This is a genomic window from Rhizobium sp. SRDI943 (assembly GCF_057653695.1).
Map to the genome: position 1 here is coordinate 441,806 of NZ_CM172787.1, position 14,441 is coordinate 456,246.

A 14,441-nucleotide genomic window follows, 5' to 3' on the forward strand; every position below is an offset into this window, starting at 1 on the left:
TGCATGTCGAAAACCCTTCTCTACGGTGCAACGAAGATCGACGACACCAACAGCGCTTATGCGCCGGCCGAAAGCCTCGCCCAGTTCCAGTGGAGGAACCGCGTCTTCATTGTTTTCGCCGACAGGGATAATTCCCGCGCCGCCCGGCAGGAAAATCAGCTGCTCGCCAACCGCTCGGCCCTCGACGATCGTGACCTGGTGGTGCTGAAGATTTCCGGCGCCGGCGTTCGACCGCTCTTCGGTGAGGCCGACGGTCTCGACGGCGAAGCGATCCGCCGCGATCTCGACGCGCCGGAGGTCGGCGAATTCGCCGCTTTCCTTCTCGGCAAGGACGGCACCGTCAAGCTCAAGGCTAGCGAGCCGATTACCGATGGCGAGCTCTTCGCCATCATCGACAGCATGCCGATGCGCGCTGCCGAATCGCTGAAGCCGGACAAGTTGTCCTGATATCGCTGAGAACCAAGATCACGAAGCAGAACCAAGATCATGAAAGGGAGGCGGTCATGTCCGTGCCCAACGAACCCATTCCAGACCAGCCGCCGATGCCCGGGCCTGGCTGGAAGCCGGTGCCGCCGATCAAGGAGCCGGAGCCGGACAGGCTGCCTGACGAGGCACCCGTTCCCAATCCCGACGAGAACGACGAGCCGGCAAAACATGCTTTCGAGACCTAAAGAAAAATATGCCGTTCGGCGCTGACGAGTTCCTGGAGGAAATCGGCGACGCTCCTCACGCGTAGCAGGTCGCGCGCCGTTTCGTGATAGGTTGTCCAATAGGCGCGCCGGATCGAAACCTCCGGCAGGATACGCTGCAGTTCCGGATACTGCCTGGCGATATAATCATGCAGGATGCCGATGCCGGCGCCCGTTCGCACCGCCTCCGTCTGTCCGATCGCCGTCGAAATCTCGAAGCCTGCATCCCAGCTCCGCATCACTGCGCCGGAAAAATTCAGGGATGCGGTGAAGATCAGGTCTTCGACATAGCCGATGCGGCGATGCGCCTTGAGCGCGTCGATATCGGCAGGTGTTCCCTGGGACGCCAGATAATTTCGCGAGGCATAAAGGCCGAGCGTGTAATCCGTCAGCTTCGAGGAAACGAGCCGCCCTTGGTCCGGTCGCTCGAGCGTGATGGCGATATCGGCCTCGCGCAGCGAGAGCGAGAAAGAGCGCGGAACCGGCACGAGCTGGATCTTCAGTTCCGGATGGCGCTCGATCAACCTGCCCATGCGCGGCGCAAGAAAGGAAACACCGAAGCCGTCGGGCGCGCCGACGCGCACGGTCCCGGCAATTGCCGTATCTGTGTGGCCGAGGCTGGCCTGTGCTGCGAGCATTTCCGTTTCCATCCGCTCTGCGGATGCCAGGAACACTTCTCCTTCGGCCGTCAGCTCGCAGCCATTCGTGCGGCGGATGAAAAGCCGCGTCTTCAGCGCCTCTTCGAGCGAAGTCAGTCGGCGCGAGAGCGTGGCGTGATTGAGGCCCAGCCGCTTCGAGGCGGCAAGGATTTGTCCGGTGCGGGCGACAGCGAGGAAAATACGGACATCGTCCCAGTTCATGGCTTGGCACGCATTGCGATCGGATCGACCTCGATAAGCGTCAGCGATGTGACCATGTGCGCCGTCTGGTTTTTGTACTTAAGGAAATGCGGTGTTCGCAGATGGGCCTCGTATGCTTCCTGGTCGGCGTAGACCTCAAGGATACGGATCCGGTTTGGGTTGTCCCTGATGGAAACAGCGCTCAGGGAAAGGACGCCGTCTTCCAGCGCTAGGGATGCTTCGATTTCTTCCGTGAGCAATGCGCGATAAGTTTCAAGCGTGTCCGGATCGATCTCCAGCTCCGCCATTCTGACAACGGGTTTGCGGCTCATCGGTTTGACCTCCCCCAGGGTTTGACTTGTCGGCGTTTGACTTGTTGGCGTGCCGTGCCAAGTTTGGAAGCAGCGGCAGCGCCTGATGCAACGATAGAGCTATAATTTGCGCACAACGGTTGCTTATATCAGCGCATTGATTTGTGCAAATTGAAGTGCGATTGTCGGCCATCCAAAAACAGGAGGAACACCCATGCGTGAGATCGGTCATTTCATCGGCGGCAAACAGGTTGCCGGCACCAGCGGCCGCCTAAGCAACGTCTACAATCCGGCAACCGGCGCAGTCCAGGCGACGGTCGCGCTCGCAAGCGTCGAGGAATTGCGCGCCGCCGTCGAAAACGCCAAGGCTGCGCAGCCGAAATGGGCCGCCACCAATCCACAGCGCCGCGCCCGCGTCTTCTTCAAGTTCGTCGAACTCCTGAACAAGCATATGGATGAGCTTGCCGAAATCCTCTCCAAGGAGCACGGCAAGACGATCGAGGATGCCAAGGGCGACGTCATCCGTGGCCTCGAAGTCTGTGAATTCGTCTGCGGCATTCCCCATCTCGCCAAGGGCGAGTTCACCGAAGGCGCCGGGCCGGCGATCGACATGTATTCGATCCGCCAGCCGGTCGGCATCGGCGCCGGCATTACGCCCTTCAATTTCCCGGGCATGATCCCGATGTGGATGTTTGCGCCGGCGATCGCCTGCGGCAACGCCTTTATCCTGAAGCCCTCCGAGCGCGATCCCTCCCTGCCGATCCGTCTCGCCGAACTGATGATCGAGGCCGGCCTTCCGGCCGGCATCCTCAACGTCGTCAATGGCGACAAGGGTGCCGTCGACGCCATCCTCACCGATCCCGATATCGGCGCCGTCTCCTTCGTCGGCTCGACGCCGATCGCCCGCTATGTCTATGGCACGGCGGCGATGAACGGCAAACGCGCCCAGTGCTTCGGCGGCGCCAAGAACCACATGATCATCATGCCGGATGCAGACCTGGATCAGGCCGTCAACGCGTTGATGGGCGCAGGCTACGGTTCGGCTGGCGAGCGCTGCATGGCGATCTCGGTTGCCGTTCCGGTCGGCGAAGAGACCGCCAACCGCCTCGTCGAGAAGCTGACGCCGAAGATCGAATCCCTGCGCATCGGCCCTTATACCGACGACAAGGCCGACATGGGCCCGCTCGTTACCAAGGAAGCCTATACCCGTGTTCGCGGGTTGATCGACCGCGGCATCGAGGAAGGCGCCAAGCTCGTCGTCGACGGCCGCGATTTCAAACTCCAGGGCTATGAAGACGGCTACTTCGTCGGCGGTTGCCTGTTCGATCACGTCACGCCTGACATGGATATCTATAAGACCGAGATCTTCGGACCTGTCCTCTCCGTCGTTCGTGCCCAGAACTACGAGGAGGCGCTGTCGCTGCCGATGAAGCACGAATATGGCAACGGCGTCGCCATCTTCACGCGTGACGGCGATGCCGCCCGCGATTTTGCCTCACGCATCAATATCGGCATGATCGGCATCAACGTCCCGATCCCGGTTCCGCTCGCCTACCACTCCTTCGGCGGCTGGAAGGCCTCGAGCTTCGGCGACCTCAACCAGCACGGCACGGATTCGATCAAGTTCTGGACGAAGACCAAAACCGTCACCGCCCGCTGGCCCTCCGGCATCAAGAGCGGCGCCGAATTCGTCATGCCGACGATGAAGTGATCTTCACGACATTCCGATCTGCAATCTGCAATTCGGGGGCCTTTCGGCCCCCGAATTTCTCCTCGTTATAGTGACTGCCGGCGATTATCGGTCCGGCGTCGAGGATGTCCTGAGACAAGCGCGCGGTCTGCTCGCCATCGCCTATTTTCCCCAGCGCCGAGGATCAAACTGATGCGCAAGGCACGCCCGAGCGCAAGCAGGCGATTCTGGATTACGTCGAGATCCTGGAGCGGGATTGACGTCGCGGCAAATGACCTCATAAGCTGAATGCGAATTTCATATTTTGGAATTGTTCAAAACTAGCAAACCGCCTATATAGGTCTGAACAGACGAGTCAGGAGAATGGCATGCGGTTGACGAAGCAGACGAACTATGCGGTTCGCATGTTGATGTATTGTGCTGCCAACGACGGGCACTTGAGCCGGATTCCGGAAATCGCCAGGGCCTATGGCGTTTCCGAGCTCTTTCTTTTCAAGATCCTTCAGCCGCTGAACAAGGCGGGTCTGGTCGAAACCGTGCGCGGTCGCAACGGTGGCGTGCGCTTGGGCAAACCGGCTGCCGATATTAGTCTTTTCGACGTCGTTCGGGTGACGGAAGACAGTTTCGCCATGGCCGAATGCTTCGAGGACGACGGCGAGGTCGAATGCCCCCTGGTCGACAGCTGCGGTTTGAATTCGGCGCTGCGCAAGGCGCTCAACGCTTTCTTTGCGGTACTTTCGGAATATTCCATCGACGACCTCGTCAAGGCGCGTCCGCAGATCAACTTCCTTCTCGGAATCACCGGCGAGCCCGCCTATCGCAAACCCGCGATCGTTGCCCCCGCCGCCTGATCAAAAGACCAGGATGAACTTCTGAACCGCGGTTGCCCCCAGCAACCGCGGTTTTTGTTTTTGCGGGCATCTCTCATGGCCTCCGGAACGGCGAAATGCCGGCTGCGTGTCGCGATGGGCGCGTTTTTATACCAAATGCGACAAAATTTCGGTCTTTTTTGTGCGAATATTTCCGAATGAGGCTGATTTTTGCCGGAAAATTTCTAAAATTGTCCAGCTGGAAAAATTTTCTGCGTAGCCCGTTGCTTTCAGTAAATAAATATCGTTCCATCGAGCGTCGATCGAGATGGCAATCTACGGTCTCCAAACATCAAAAAAGAACAACCGGGAAACAATATTATGAAAAAGATCTCTGTCCTGCTGGCAGCGACGGCCTTGATTTCCGTCATGGCGACGTCGGCCTGGTCCAAGACCCTTGTTTATTGCTCCGAGGGCTCGCCGGAAGGCTTCGACCCCAGCCTCTATACGGCAGGCACGACCTTCGACGCGTCGTCGCGCACGGTCTATAGCCGCCTCGTCGAATTCAAGCATGGCGGCACCGAGATCGAGCCGGGCCTGGCCGACAGCTGGAGCGTTTCGGCCGACGGCACGGAATACACCTTCAAGCTTCATCCTGGCGTTAAGTACCAGACCACCGACTTCTTCACGCCGACGCGTGACTTCAATGCCGACGACGTCATCTTCTCGTTCGAGCGTCAGCTCAAGGCTGACAATCCGTGGAACAAATATGTCGAGGGCGGCTCTTACGAATACGCCGCCGGCATGGGCTTTCCCGAGCTGATCAAGTCGATCGAGAAGGTCGATGACCTCACCGTCAAGTTTGTCCTCAATCATCCCGAAGCGCCGTTCCTTGCCGATCTCGCCATGGACTTCGCCTCGATCGTCTCCAAGGAATATGCCGACAAGCTTGCCGCCGACGGCAAGATGGCGCAGCTCAACCAGCAGCCGCTCGGCACCGGCCCGTTCACCTTCGTCGCCTACCAGCCGGATGCCGTCATCCGCTACAAGGCGAACGAAACCTATTTCAAGGGCAAGGAAAAGATCGACGATCTGGTTTTCGCGATCACCTCTGATGCTGCCGTCCGCGCGCAGAAGCTGAAGGCCGGCGAATGCCACCTCATTCCTTATCCGAATGCGGCCGACGTCTCCGAACTCAAGAAGGACGAGAACCTGACCGTGCTCGAGCAGGCCGGCCTGAACGTTTCGTATCTCGCCTACAACACCTTGATTGCTCCCTTCGACAAGGCCGAAGTCCGCAAAGCGCTGAACATGGCGATCAACAAGCAGGCGATCGTCGACGCCGTCTTCCAGGGTGCCGCAGCCGTTGCCAAGAACCCGATCCCGCCGACGATGTGGTCCTATAACGATGCCGTCGTAGACGACAAGTACGATCCCGATGCGTCGAAGAAGATGCTGGCAGATGCCGGCGTCAAGGATCTGAAGATGAAGATCTGGGCGATGCCGGTTTCGCGTCCGTACATGTTGAACGCGCGCCGCGCCGCAGAGTTGATGCAGGCCGACTTGGCCAAGGTCGGTGTCGATGCAGAAATCGTCACCCATGAATGGGCCGAATATCTGAAGCTCTCGTCCGACAAGAATCGCGACGGTGCCGTCATCCTTGGCTGGACCGGCGACAACGGCGACCCTGACAACTTCATGGATACGCTGCTTGGCTGCGATGCTGTCGGCGGCAACAACCGCGCTCAGTGGTGCAACAAGGAATTCGACGATCTGATGACGAAGGCCAAGCTGACGGCCGACGTCGCCGAGCGCACGAAGGCCTATGAGCAGGCTCAGCTGATCTTCAAGAAGGAAGCTCCCTGGAATACGCTCGACCACTCATTGGTCTTCGTTCCGATGAGCAAGAAGGTCTCGGGCTTCTTAATGGACCCGCTCGGAATTCACCGCTTCGACGGTGTGGACATTTCCGAATAATAAAAAATCTGTAAACTGCCCGGTCAACGCCGGGTGCGGCCGGCGGTCAGGTTCCCCTGACCGCCGGAAACTATTGGAAAACCTGCTATGTTGCGTTTTTTCATCGGCCGCCTCGCGGTGCTGATCCCGACATTCCTTGGCGTTTCGCTGATAGCCTTCTCGTTCATCCGCATGATCCCCGGCGACCCCGTGATGCTTTTGTCGGGTGAACGTGTGATGGCGCCGGAACGCCACGCCCAGATCATGCACGATCTCGGCTTCGACCGGCCCATATATGTGCAGTATTTCGATTATCTCGGAAAAGTGCTGCAAGGCGATCTCGGCACCTCGATCGTCACCAAGCGGCCCGTTCTCGGCGAGTTCTTCACATTGTTCCCGGCAACGCTGGAGCTTTCGCTCTGTGCCATCATCATCGCCGTCTGTCTTGGCGTGCCCGCCGGCGTCTTTGCGGCCGTCAAGCGAGGCACGTGGTTCGATCAGAGCGTGATGGGTGTTGCCCTCATCGGTTATTCCATGCCGATTTTCTGGTGGGGTCTGCTGCTCATCATCTTCTTCTCCGGCTATCTCGGCTGGACGCCGGTTTCCGGCCGCATCTCGCTGATGTATTTCTTCAAGCCGGTTACCGGTTTCATGTTGATCGACAGCCTGCTGTCGGGGCAGAAGGGAGCCTTCGCCTCGGCCGTCAGCTACCTCATTCTGCCGACCATCGTGCTGGCGACCATCCCGCTCGCCGTCATCGCGCGCCAGACGCGTTCGGCGATGCTCGAGGTTCTGGGTGAGGACTATGTCCGCACCGCGCGCTCGAAAGGCTTGAAGCCGCTACGCGTCGTCGGCGTGCATGCGCTGCGCAACGCGATGATTCCTGTCATCACCACGATCGGTCTGCAGATCGGCGTTCTTCTTGCCGGCGCCATCCTCACCGAGACGATCTTCTCTTGGCCGGGCATCGGCAAATGGATGGTCGATTCGGTCTTCAAGCGCGATTATGCCGTGGTCCAGGGTGGTCTTCTGCTGATCGCCGGCGTCATCATGCTGGTCAATCTGATTGTTGATGTTCTCTACGGCTTCATCAATCCGCGCATTCGTCATTAGGAGCGGTTCATGAGCACGGTCACCGTCAAAACCGGCCAGCCATCCGCTCTTGCGGAGTTCTGGCATTATTTCTCCCGCAACAAGGGCGCCGTCATCGGCCTCGTGGTGTTCACCATCATCCTGGTCGTCGCAGTCCTTGCGCCGCTCTTTGCGCCGCATGCGCCGAACGAGCAGAACCGTGCGGTGCTGCTGGCCGTGCCGGCCTGGATGGAGGGCGGCAGCGCCTCCTTCCCGCTCGGAACGGACGCCGTCGGCCGCGATATCCTTTCGCGCCTGATCTACGGCGCGCGGTTCTCGCTGTTCATCGGCGTCGTCGTCGTCACGCTTTCGGTCATTTCAGGCGTCCTGATCGGCCTCGTTGCCGGATTTTTCCGCGGCAAGGTCGATACCGCAATCATGCGCCTGATGGATATCATCCTGGCCTTCCCGTCGCTGCTGCTCGCTCTCGTTCTGGTGGCCGTGCTGGGACCCGGTCTCACCAACGCGATGATCGCGATTTCGCTGGTCAACCAGCCGCATTTCGTCCGGCTGACACGCGCCTCGGTCATTTCAGAGCGCGAGAAGGAATATGTCATCGCCTCGCGCGTCGCCGGTGCCGGCACCTTCCGGTTGATGTTCAAGACGATCCTGCCGAACTGTCTTGGGCCACTGATCGTTCAGGCGACGCTCGCCTTCTCGGCGGCGATTCTCGATGCCGCCGCCCTCGGCTTTCTCGGCATGGGCGCCCAGCCGCCGACACCCGAATGGGGGACGATGCTGGCCGAATCCCGTGAGTTCATCTCGCGCGCCTGGTGGGTGGTGACGTTTCCGGGTCTTGCCATCCTCATCACCGTTCTCGCCATCAACCTGATGGGCGACGGCCTGCGCGACGCGCTCGATCCCAAACTGAAGAGGTCGTGATGCCACTCCTCGAGATTGAAAATCTGACGGTCGAATTCCAGACCTCTTCCGGTCTCTTCCGCGCCGTCGACGGTGTGTCGCTTGCCTGCGACAAGGGTGAGATCCTGTCGGTCGTCGGCGAATCCGGCTCGGGCAAATCCGTTGCCATGCTGGCCCTGATGGGGCTTCTGCCCTGGACGGCGAAGATCACCGCCGACCGGATGCAGTTCGACGGTAAGGACCTTCGCGACATCTCCGCCCGCCAGCGCCGCAGGATCGTCGGCAAGGATATGGCGATGATCTTCCAGGAGCCGATGTCGAGCCTCAATCCGTGCTTCACGGTCGGCTTCCAGCTCGGCGAGACCCTGCGCTTCCATATGGGTCTCAACCGCAAGGAGCGCCGCCAACGCTCGATCGAGCTCTTGAACCTCGTCGGCATTCCGGCGCCGGAAGAGCGGCTGTCGAACTTCCCGCATCAGATGTCGGGCGGCATGAGCCAGCGCGTCATGATCGCCATGGCGCTCGCCTGCAATCCGAAGCTCCTGATCGCCGACGAGCCGACCACCGCGCTCGACGTGACGATCCAGGCACAGATCCTCGATCTGCTCGTTCGCTTGCAGAAGGAGCAGGGCATGGCGCTGGTGCTGATCACCCACGATATGGGTGTCGTCGCCGAAACCGCTGAACGCGTGCAGGTGCAATATGCCGGCCAGAAGGTCGAGGAACAGCCGGTGAGGGCACTGTTCCGCGATCCGCATCATCCCTATACCGCAGCTCTGCTCGCAGCCCTCCCCGAACGCGCCAAAGTCGGCCAGCGTCTTCCCTCGATCGCCGGTGTCGTTCCCGGCCAGCATGGTCGCCCGACAGGCTGTCTTTTCGCGCCGCGCTGCGGCTTCGCCACGGTCGAATGCGATCGCGGTGTCGTCCGCCAGGGACCGGAGCTCGGACTGGCGCTCTGCAACTATCCTTTGAAGGACGGCAAGCCGCTCGGACATCCCGGCATCATGGCCGTTGAAACTGCAGGAGATCTCGTATGACGGGCGCCGTTCTGGAGGGCAGGGATCTCGCCCGCTTCTACACCGTCAATCGCGGGCTCTTCAAAGCCGATGCCACCGTCAAGGCGCTGAACGGCGTCAGCTTCAGCCTGCATTCCGGCAAGACGCTCGCCGTCGTCGGCGAATCCGGCTGTGGCAAGTCGACGCTCGCCCGCCTGGTCACGATGATCGAGAACCCGACATCGGGGCAATTGCTGATCGACGGCAAGCCCGCCCATGTCGGCGATCGCAGCCTGCGCAGCCAGGTGCAGATCGTCTTCCAGAACCCTTATGGCTCGCTCAACCCGCGCCAGAAGGTCGGCTCGATCCTCGAAGAGCCGCTGAAGATCAACACCAATCTCGACGCCGCCGCCCGCCGCCGCAAGGTGGAGGAGATGATGGCGCGCGTCGGCCTGCGTCCGGAGCATTATGGCCGTTACCCCCATATGTTCTCCGGCGGCCAGCGCCAGCGCATCGCCATTGCCCGCGCCCTGATGCTGCGGCCGAAGGTGCTGGTGCTCGACGAACCGGTCTCGGCGCTTGATCTCTCGATCCAGGCGCAGGTGCTGAACCTGTTGATGGACCTGCAGAAGGAGATGGGGCTTGCCTATCTCTTCATCTCGCACGGCCTGTCCGTCGTCCATCACATCGCCGACGAGGTGATGGTGATGTATCTCGGCCGTCCCGTGGAAACCGGTCCCGCCGCCGAGGTCTTCGCCAGGCCGCGCCACCCCTATACGGCAGCCTTGCTGTCGGCGACGCCGATCGCCGATCCCGATCGCGAAAAGACCCGCATCCGCCTGCAGGGCGAACTGCCTTCGCCGCTGAAGCCGCCGTCGGGCTGCCACTTCAATCCGCGCTGCTGGAAGGCGCAGGACCATTGTCGCCAGGTTTCTCCCGAACTAACTGGGGAAGGCGCACATCAATATGCCTGTCATTTCCCGCTCGATTGAGCGGGAACGCAGGTTTGAGGAGGAAATCATGTCGGAGCAGATGAACAGACCTCATGCGATCATTGTCATGGGGGTCAGCGGCTGCGGCAAATCCTCTGTCGGCGAGAAACTCACTGAGGCCCTGCACTTGGCCTTCGTCGAAGGTGATGCGCTTCATCCGGCCGCCAATGTCGAGAAGATGTCGAAGGGCATTCCGCTGACCGATGAGGACCGGATGCCCTGGCTCGACCGCATCGGCGAAGACATCAAGGCCTCGCTGGAGAAGAGCAAGGGCATCATCGTTTCCTGCTCGGCGCTGAAGCGCCTCTATCGTGACAGGCTGAGGGCCGCTGCCGGCGGCAAACTGTTCTTCGTCTATCTCGAAGGTTCCAGGGCGCTGCTGATGAAGCGTATGGGCGAGCGCAAGGGACATTTCATGCCGGCCTCGCTGCTCGACAGCCAGCTGGCGACACTTGAGGTACCCACAGGCGAGCCGGGCGTCGTCACCGTCGATATCGACGATACGATCGATGGCATCGCGGCGACTGCTCTCAAAGGTCTCGCTTCTCTCGGCATCACGGGTTGAAACGCTGCGGCGAATAGGCCGCAATATCGATGAACGGCGTCTCGCCGGTGATGAGTTCGGCAAGCACGCGGCCGGTCACCGGCCCGAGCGTCAGCCCGTGATGGGCATGGCCGAAGGCAAACCACAGGCCCTGATGGCGCGGCGCCTTGCCGATAACAGGCATCATATCCGGCGTGCAGGGGCGCGCCCCCATCCAGGGTTCGGGATCGAGCCTGCCTCCGAGCGGGAAGATGGTACGCGCCACGGCTTCGGCGCGGTCGAGCTGGACCGGCGTCTTCGGCGCGTCGAGCGTTGCAAACTCCGCCCCTGTCGTCAGGCGGATGCCTCGGCGCATCGGCGCAAGGAGATAGCCGCGTTCGGCATCCAATGTCCAGTTGTTGAGCACGGCACTGCCCTCGGCGGCATAGTGCATGTGATAGCCGCGCTTGACGCCGAGCGGGAAGGAGTAGCCGAGCCGGCGCGTCGCAACGGCCGCCCAGGGGCCGAGCGCCATTACAGCATCGTCGGCTTCGAGCGGACCTTCCGCAGTCATGATTTTCCACCCGGAGCCGAACGGACCGAGCGAGGCGGCGTCACTCGTCAGGAAGCGGCCGCCGATACTTTCAAAATAGCGGCGATAGGCCGATGTCAGCGCATGCGGGTCGAGCACCGACCAGGGATCGCGCCAGCGGATACCGCCGGCGAAATCGCCGGTCATATGAGGTTCCATGCGGGCGATATCGGCCGGAGTCAGGCTGTCATACTCCACGCCGAATTCATTCTGCCAAAGTGCTGCCTCCGCAAAAGCCCCGTCGCGCTTGGCTTCAGTGCGGAAAATTTTTATCCAGCCGTCCTTGCGGATCAGCCCTTCGGCCTGCGACGCCTCGATCAGATCCTTGTGTTCGACAACCGAATTTTCGATCAGCGGTGCATAGGCCCGGGTGATGAGCGCGTGGCGACGCGCATTGGAATTCCTCCAGTAGCGAGCGAGAAAGGCGATCTGGCTCGGCAGTGTGCGCAGATGATAATGCGCGTCGATGCGATTATTCAGAGCATAACGCAGTAAAAGCCCGAGCTGCTGGGGAAAGCCGTAGGGTGCCACACCTTCGCGCTGGATCAGGCCGGCATTGCCGAACGAGGTTTCGTTGCCTGGATCCTTGCGGTCGATCAGCGTCACCTGCCGGCCGCGCCGCTGAAGATGGATGGCCGTGGAAACCCCGACGATGCCGGCGCCGAGCACGATTGCGTTCTTCGTCATTTCCGCTTGCATTCCGCTTTGTTTATCGGCGTGAAAATGCCCGTGCCGATACCGCGACGCAAACGGAAAATCGCATTCATTTCAAAATCATTGCGCTTTTCAGTGCGGCATTTTCAGCCTTTACGCGGACATAGAGGATAAGCGCGTTGAGAAGGGAAAAGACGATCGCGTAAAGCGGCAGGCCGAAGGCGAGGGGAAGGGCGGCGATCTCGCCGACGACGATCGCATAGTTCGGATGCCGGAGGAAGCGATAGGGCCCGGATCTGACGAGCGGCGCACCGGGCAGGATGATGATGCGCGTCGTCCAGCGGTCTTTCAGCGTCACCAGCACCCAGAGCCGCAGCGCCTGCAGCCCCATGAACACCAGAAACCAGAAGAGCGCGACCGGCCTGCCTGGTGCAGTGAGCCAGAGGCCGATGATCCAGCTCGCATGCAGCGCCACCATGACGGGATAATGCTCGGGTGCCACCTCCCTGGCACCTCTGGCAAGAAGTGCTGCCGTATTGCGCCGGGCGAGCACGAGCTCTCCCAGCCGCTGCAGCGTCACGAAGGCAAGGAGCGCGATCGACGGCCACATCACGCGACCCTCCTGAGCGTCACGCAGCTCGCCGAAAAGCCCGGCCCCATGGCGATCATCGCGGCGCGCGCCGGCAATCCGGCACGGATCGCCCGCTCCAGCACGAACAGGATGGTCGGCGAGGACATGTTGCCGTATTCGGCAAGCACGGCGCGTTCGTGATCCAGCGTGCCCGGCGCCATCGAAAGCGCACTCTCCATCGCGGTCAGCACCTTCATGCCGCCGGGATGGCAGATGAAGCGGTCGATATCCTGCACCCTCAGCCCGTTTCGGGCCAGAATGGCCGTTACCGCCGGGCCGAGTTCCCTTTCGGCAAAGGGCGGCAGCGATTGCGCCAGCACGATGCCGAAGCCGCCGTCATCGATCTTCCAGCCCATGATATCGAGCGTGTCGGGAAAAAGATGTTCACCGGTCGATTCCACTTCCGCCAGCCCGTTCTCGCCTGATCGCAGCACGCAGGCGGCCGCGCCGTCGCCGAAAAGCGCCGTCGCAATGATGTTCGGCCGCGTCAGTTCGTCCAGCCGGAAGGCGAGCGTGCAAAGCTCGATCGAGACGAAAAGCACAACAGCGCCCGGCCGGCTCCGCGCCAGCCTTGAGGCGATCGCAAAGCCCGACACGCCGGCGGCACAGCCGAGCCCGAAGACCGGCACGCGCTCGATATCGGATCTGAAACCCATCCGGCCGGCAAGCTGTGCATCGAGGCTCGGTGTCGTAAAACCGGTGGAGGAGACCGTCACGACACAGTCGACATCGCCGGCCTCAAGCCCTGCCTGGCGAAGGGCCGAGCTGGCAGCCTCGACGAAAAGCCCGCCTGCCACCTCTGCAAAGGCCTGCATCCGGTCCCGCCAGCCATGCGGCTCGTCGAACCAGGCAAGCGGCCGCGCCGCATGGCGCTTGTCGATGCCGGCGCTATCGAAGACGCGGGCAAGATGGCGGAAATCCTCGAAGCGGTCGGCAAATAGCCGGGCCGAGGCTTCGACCGCCTGCTTTTGGAAAATGACATGTTCGGGCGTGGCAACGGCGAGGCTGACGAGTTTGACGGTATCGGTCACAGAATTCTCCTTGTCCCTCCGGCGGAACGAAGGAAAACACGCGGACGCCCAAATTATTCAGCTTTGAAGCTTCACGAAAGGGTGAAGAAAGAAATGCAAGCAGCAGCCGAATAAAGCTGGATGCAGCGGTGTTCTCTCCCCGCAACGTCACTTTCGAGGAGTTTCCCCATGACGATCATGACAGCCCGCATCGCTTCCATCATTCTCGGCGGCTGCCTTGCCGCTTCTGTTGTCTCCGGCCCGGTTTTTGCGATCGGCGATGATAGCAGCACGACACCGGTCTGCAAAAAGGGCGAGATCTACGACCAGAAGACCAAGAAATGCGTCAAGCAGCAGAGCGCCAACGTCTCCGACGAGAACCGCGCCGACTATGCCTATTCGCTGGCCAAGGCCGGCCGCTATGAGGAGGCGCTTGCCGTGCTCGACACGGTCAAGGACCAGAACACCGCCGAAGTGCTGAATTATCGCGGTTATGCCACCCGCAAGCTCGGCCGTACCGACGAGGGCATCTCCTATTATCTGCAGTCGGTGAAAATGGACCCGCAATACGCCAAGGTCCGCGAATACCTCGGCGAAGCCTATGTCATCAAGGGTCAGCTCGATCTCGCCAAGGACCAGCTGAAGTCAATCAAGGCGATCTGCGGTACGGCTTGCGAGGAATATCAGGATCTGAACGCTGCAATCCTCGATCCCTCGAAGATCTGATCAGCAGGCCACGGGGCGGGAAAACGGAAGCA

16 protein-coding genes are annotated in these 14,441 nt (G+C 60.9%); 11 read left to right on the forward strand and 5 right to left on the reverse strand.

From position 1 onward, the window contains the following. Positions 1-3: 3 nt before the first annotated feature. Together AC245Y_RS02180 and AC245Y_RS02185 are read left to right on the forward strand one after the other, a co-directional pair. Entirely contained in the window at positions 4-447 is a 444-nt protein-coding gene (locus tag AC245Y_RS02180; RefSeq protein WP_017992984.1) for a DUF4174 domain-containing protein, read from the forward strand. 56 nt (positions 448-503) lie between these two features. Next, positions 504-671 (forward strand): hypothetical protein, encoded by a 168-nt coding sequence (locus AC245Y_RS02185; RefSeq protein WP_017992985.1) that lies wholly within the window; start codon positions 504-506, stop codon positions 669-671. Here the strand turns inward: AC245Y_RS02185 and AC245Y_RS02190 are convergent. Both AC245Y_RS02190 and AC245Y_RS02195 read right to left on the reverse strand, forming a co-directional pair. Continuing rightward, the gene (locus AC245Y_RS02190) at positions 668-1,549 is read right to left on the reverse strand and encodes a LysR family transcriptional regulator (protein WP_017992986.1); all 882 of its coding nucleotides are present in this window, start codon (positions 1,547-1,549) and stop codon (positions 668-670) included. The genes AC245Y_RS02185 and AC245Y_RS02190 overlap by 4 nt on opposite strands. Beyond that, a complete protein-coding gene (locus AC245Y_RS02195; RefSeq protein ID WP_011650528.1) occupies positions 1,546-1,860 on the reverse strand; it encodes a putative quinol monooxygenase in 315 nt (104 codons plus the stop codon). Before AC245Y_RS02195 ends, AC245Y_RS02190 begins: the two co-directional genes overlap by 4 nt. A 193-nt stretch (positions 1,861-2,053) precedes the next feature. Here AC245Y_RS02195 and AC245Y_RS02200 point away from each other — a divergent pair, with 193 nt between their 5' ends. From AC245Y_RS02200 to AC245Y_RS02235, 8 genes are all read left to right on the forward strand, one after another. Then, positions 2,054-3,550 carry a CoA-acylating methylmalonate-semialdehyde dehydrogenase gene (locus AC245Y_RS02200; protein ID WP_017992987.1) on the forward strand — a complete coding sequence of 499 codons (1,497 nt, stop codon included), beginning with the start codon at positions 2,054-2,056 and terminating at the stop codon, positions 3,548-3,550. 347 nt (positions 3,551-3,897) lie between these two features. Continuing rightward, positions 3,898-4,380 carry an iron-responsive transcriptional regulator RirA gene (gene rirA, locus AC245Y_RS02205; RefSeq protein WP_003545647.1) on the forward strand — a complete coding sequence of 161 codons (483 nt, stop codon included), beginning with the start codon at positions 3,898-3,900 and terminating at the stop codon, positions 4,378-4,380. Positions 4,381-4,719: 339 nt separating this feature from the next. Next, positions 4,720-6,315 (forward strand): ABC transporter substrate-binding protein, encoded by a 1,596-nt coding sequence (locus tag AC245Y_RS02210; RefSeq protein WP_017992988.1) that lies wholly within the window; start codon positions 4,720-4,722, stop codon positions 6,313-6,315. A gap of 87 nt (positions 6,316-6,402) precedes the next feature. After that, the gene (locus AC245Y_RS02215) at positions 6,403-7,407 is read left to right on the forward strand and encodes an ABC transporter permease subunit (RefSeq protein ID WP_003545649.1); all 1,005 of its coding nucleotides are present in this window, start codon (positions 6,403-6,405) and stop codon (positions 7,405-7,407) included. Between the two features lie 9 nt (positions 7,408-7,416). Further along, a complete protein-coding gene (locus AC245Y_RS02220) occupies positions 7,417-8,307 on the forward strand; it encodes an ABC transporter permease subunit (RefSeq protein ID WP_003545650.1) in 891 nt (296 codons plus the stop codon). Next, positions 8,307-9,323: an ABC transporter ATP-binding protein gene (locus AC245Y_RS02225; protein WP_003545651.1), complete on the forward strand. Its 1,017-nt coding sequence runs from the start codon at positions 8,307-8,309 to the stop codon at positions 9,321-9,323. Before AC245Y_RS02220 ends, AC245Y_RS02225 begins: the two co-directional genes overlap by 1 nt. After that, entirely contained in the window at positions 9,320-10,273 is a 954-nt protein-coding gene (locus AC245Y_RS02230; protein ID WP_017990325.1) for a peptide ABC transporter ATP-binding protein, read from the forward strand. Before AC245Y_RS02225 ends, AC245Y_RS02230 begins: the two co-directional genes overlap by 4 nt. 28 nt (positions 10,274-10,301) lie before the next feature. Continuing rightward, positions 10,302-10,838: a gluconokinase gene (locus AC245Y_RS02235; protein ID WP_017992989.1), complete on the forward strand. Its 537-nt coding sequence runs from the start codon at positions 10,302-10,304 to the stop codon at positions 10,836-10,838. Here AC245Y_RS02235 and AC245Y_RS02240 read toward each other — a convergent pair. From AC245Y_RS02240 to AC245Y_RS02250, 3 genes are all read right to left on the reverse strand, one after another. Beyond that, a complete protein-coding gene (locus AC245Y_RS02240; protein ID WP_017992990.1) occupies positions 10,828-12,075 on the reverse strand; it encodes an NAD(P)/FAD-dependent oxidoreductase in 1,248 nt (415 codons plus the stop codon). The two genes, AC245Y_RS02235 and AC245Y_RS02240, sit on opposite strands and share 11 nt — an antisense overlap. 76 nt (positions 12,076-12,151) lie before the next feature. After that, on the reverse strand, positions 12,152-12,655 hold the full coding sequence (locus AC245Y_RS02245) for an isoprenylcysteine carboxyl methyltransferase family protein (protein ID WP_017992991.1): 504 nt from the start codon (positions 12,653-12,655) through the stop codon (positions 12,152-12,154). Next, a complete protein-coding gene (locus AC245Y_RS02250) occupies positions 12,652-13,704 on the reverse strand; it encodes a type III polyketide synthase (RefSeq protein ID WP_017992992.1) in 1,053 nt (350 codons plus the stop codon). Before AC245Y_RS02250 ends, AC245Y_RS02245 begins: the two co-directional genes overlap by 4 nt. A 168-nt stretch (positions 13,705-13,872) precedes the next feature. Here AC245Y_RS02250 and AC245Y_RS02255 point away from each other — a divergent pair, with 168 nt between their 5' ends. Then, positions 13,873-14,409 (forward strand): tetratricopeptide repeat protein, encoded by a 537-nt coding sequence (locus AC245Y_RS02255; RefSeq protein ID WP_017992993.1) that lies wholly within the window; start codon positions 13,873-13,875, stop codon positions 14,407-14,409. Positions 14,410-14,441 lie beyond the last annotated feature (32 nt).

What these genes read in the sequence shown, in the direction of transcription:
- rirA (WP_003545647.1), top strand. Translation starts at nt 3,898, where the DNA reads ATGCGGTTGACGAAGCAGACGAACTATGCGGTTCGCATGTTGATGTAT.
- AC245Y_RS02190 (WP_017992986.1), bottom strand. Translation starts at nt 1,549, where the DNA reads ATGAACTGGGACGATGTCCGTATTTTCCTCGCTGTCGCCCGCACCGGA.
- AC245Y_RS02215 (WP_003545649.1), top strand. Translation starts at nt 6,403, where the DNA reads ATGTTGCGTTTTTTCATCGGCCGCCTCGCGGTGCTGATCCCGACATTC.
- AC245Y_RS02220 (WP_003545650.1), top strand. Translation starts at nt 7,417, where the DNA reads ATGAGCACGGTCACCGTCAAAACCGGCCAGCCATCCGCTCTTGCGGAG.
- AC245Y_RS02210 (WP_017992988.1), top strand. Translation starts at nt 4,720, where the DNA reads ATGAAAAAGATCTCTGTCCTGCTGGCAGCGACGGCCTTGATTTCCGTC.
- AC245Y_RS02200 (WP_017992987.1), top strand. Translation starts at nt 2,054, where the DNA reads ATGCGTGAGATCGGTCATTTCATCGGCGGCAAACAGGTTGCCGGCACC.
- AC245Y_RS02235 (WP_017992989.1), top strand. Translation starts at nt 10,302, where the DNA reads ATGTCGGAGCAGATGAACAGACCTCATGCGATCATTGTCATGGGGGTC.
- AC245Y_RS02185 (WP_017992985.1), top strand. Translation starts at nt 504, where the DNA reads ATGTCCGTGCCCAACGAACCCATTCCAGACCAGCCGCCGATGCCCGGG.
- AC245Y_RS02240 (WP_017992990.1), bottom strand. Translation starts at nt 12,075, where the DNA reads ATGACGAAGAACGCAATCGTGCTCGGCGCCGGCATCGTCGGGGTTTCC.
- AC245Y_RS02230 (WP_017990325.1), top strand. Translation starts at nt 9,320, where the DNA reads ATGACGGGCGCCGTTCTGGAGGGCAGGGATCTCGCCCGCTTCTACACC.
- AC245Y_RS02180 (WP_017992984.1), top strand. Translation starts at nt 4, where the DNA reads ATGTCGAAAACCCTTCTCTACGGTGCAACGAAGATCGACGACACCAAC.
- AC245Y_RS02225 (WP_003545651.1), top strand. Translation starts at nt 8,307, where the DNA reads ATGCCACTCCTCGAGATTGAAAATCTGACGGTCGAATTCCAGACCTCT.
- AC245Y_RS02195 (WP_011650528.1), bottom strand. Translation starts at nt 1,860, where the DNA reads ATGAGCCGCAAACCCGTTGTCAGAATGGCGGAGCTGGAGATCGATCCG.
- AC245Y_RS02255 (WP_017992993.1), top strand. Translation starts at nt 13,873, where the DNA reads ATGACGATCATGACAGCCCGCATCGCTTCCATCATTCTCGGCGGCTGC.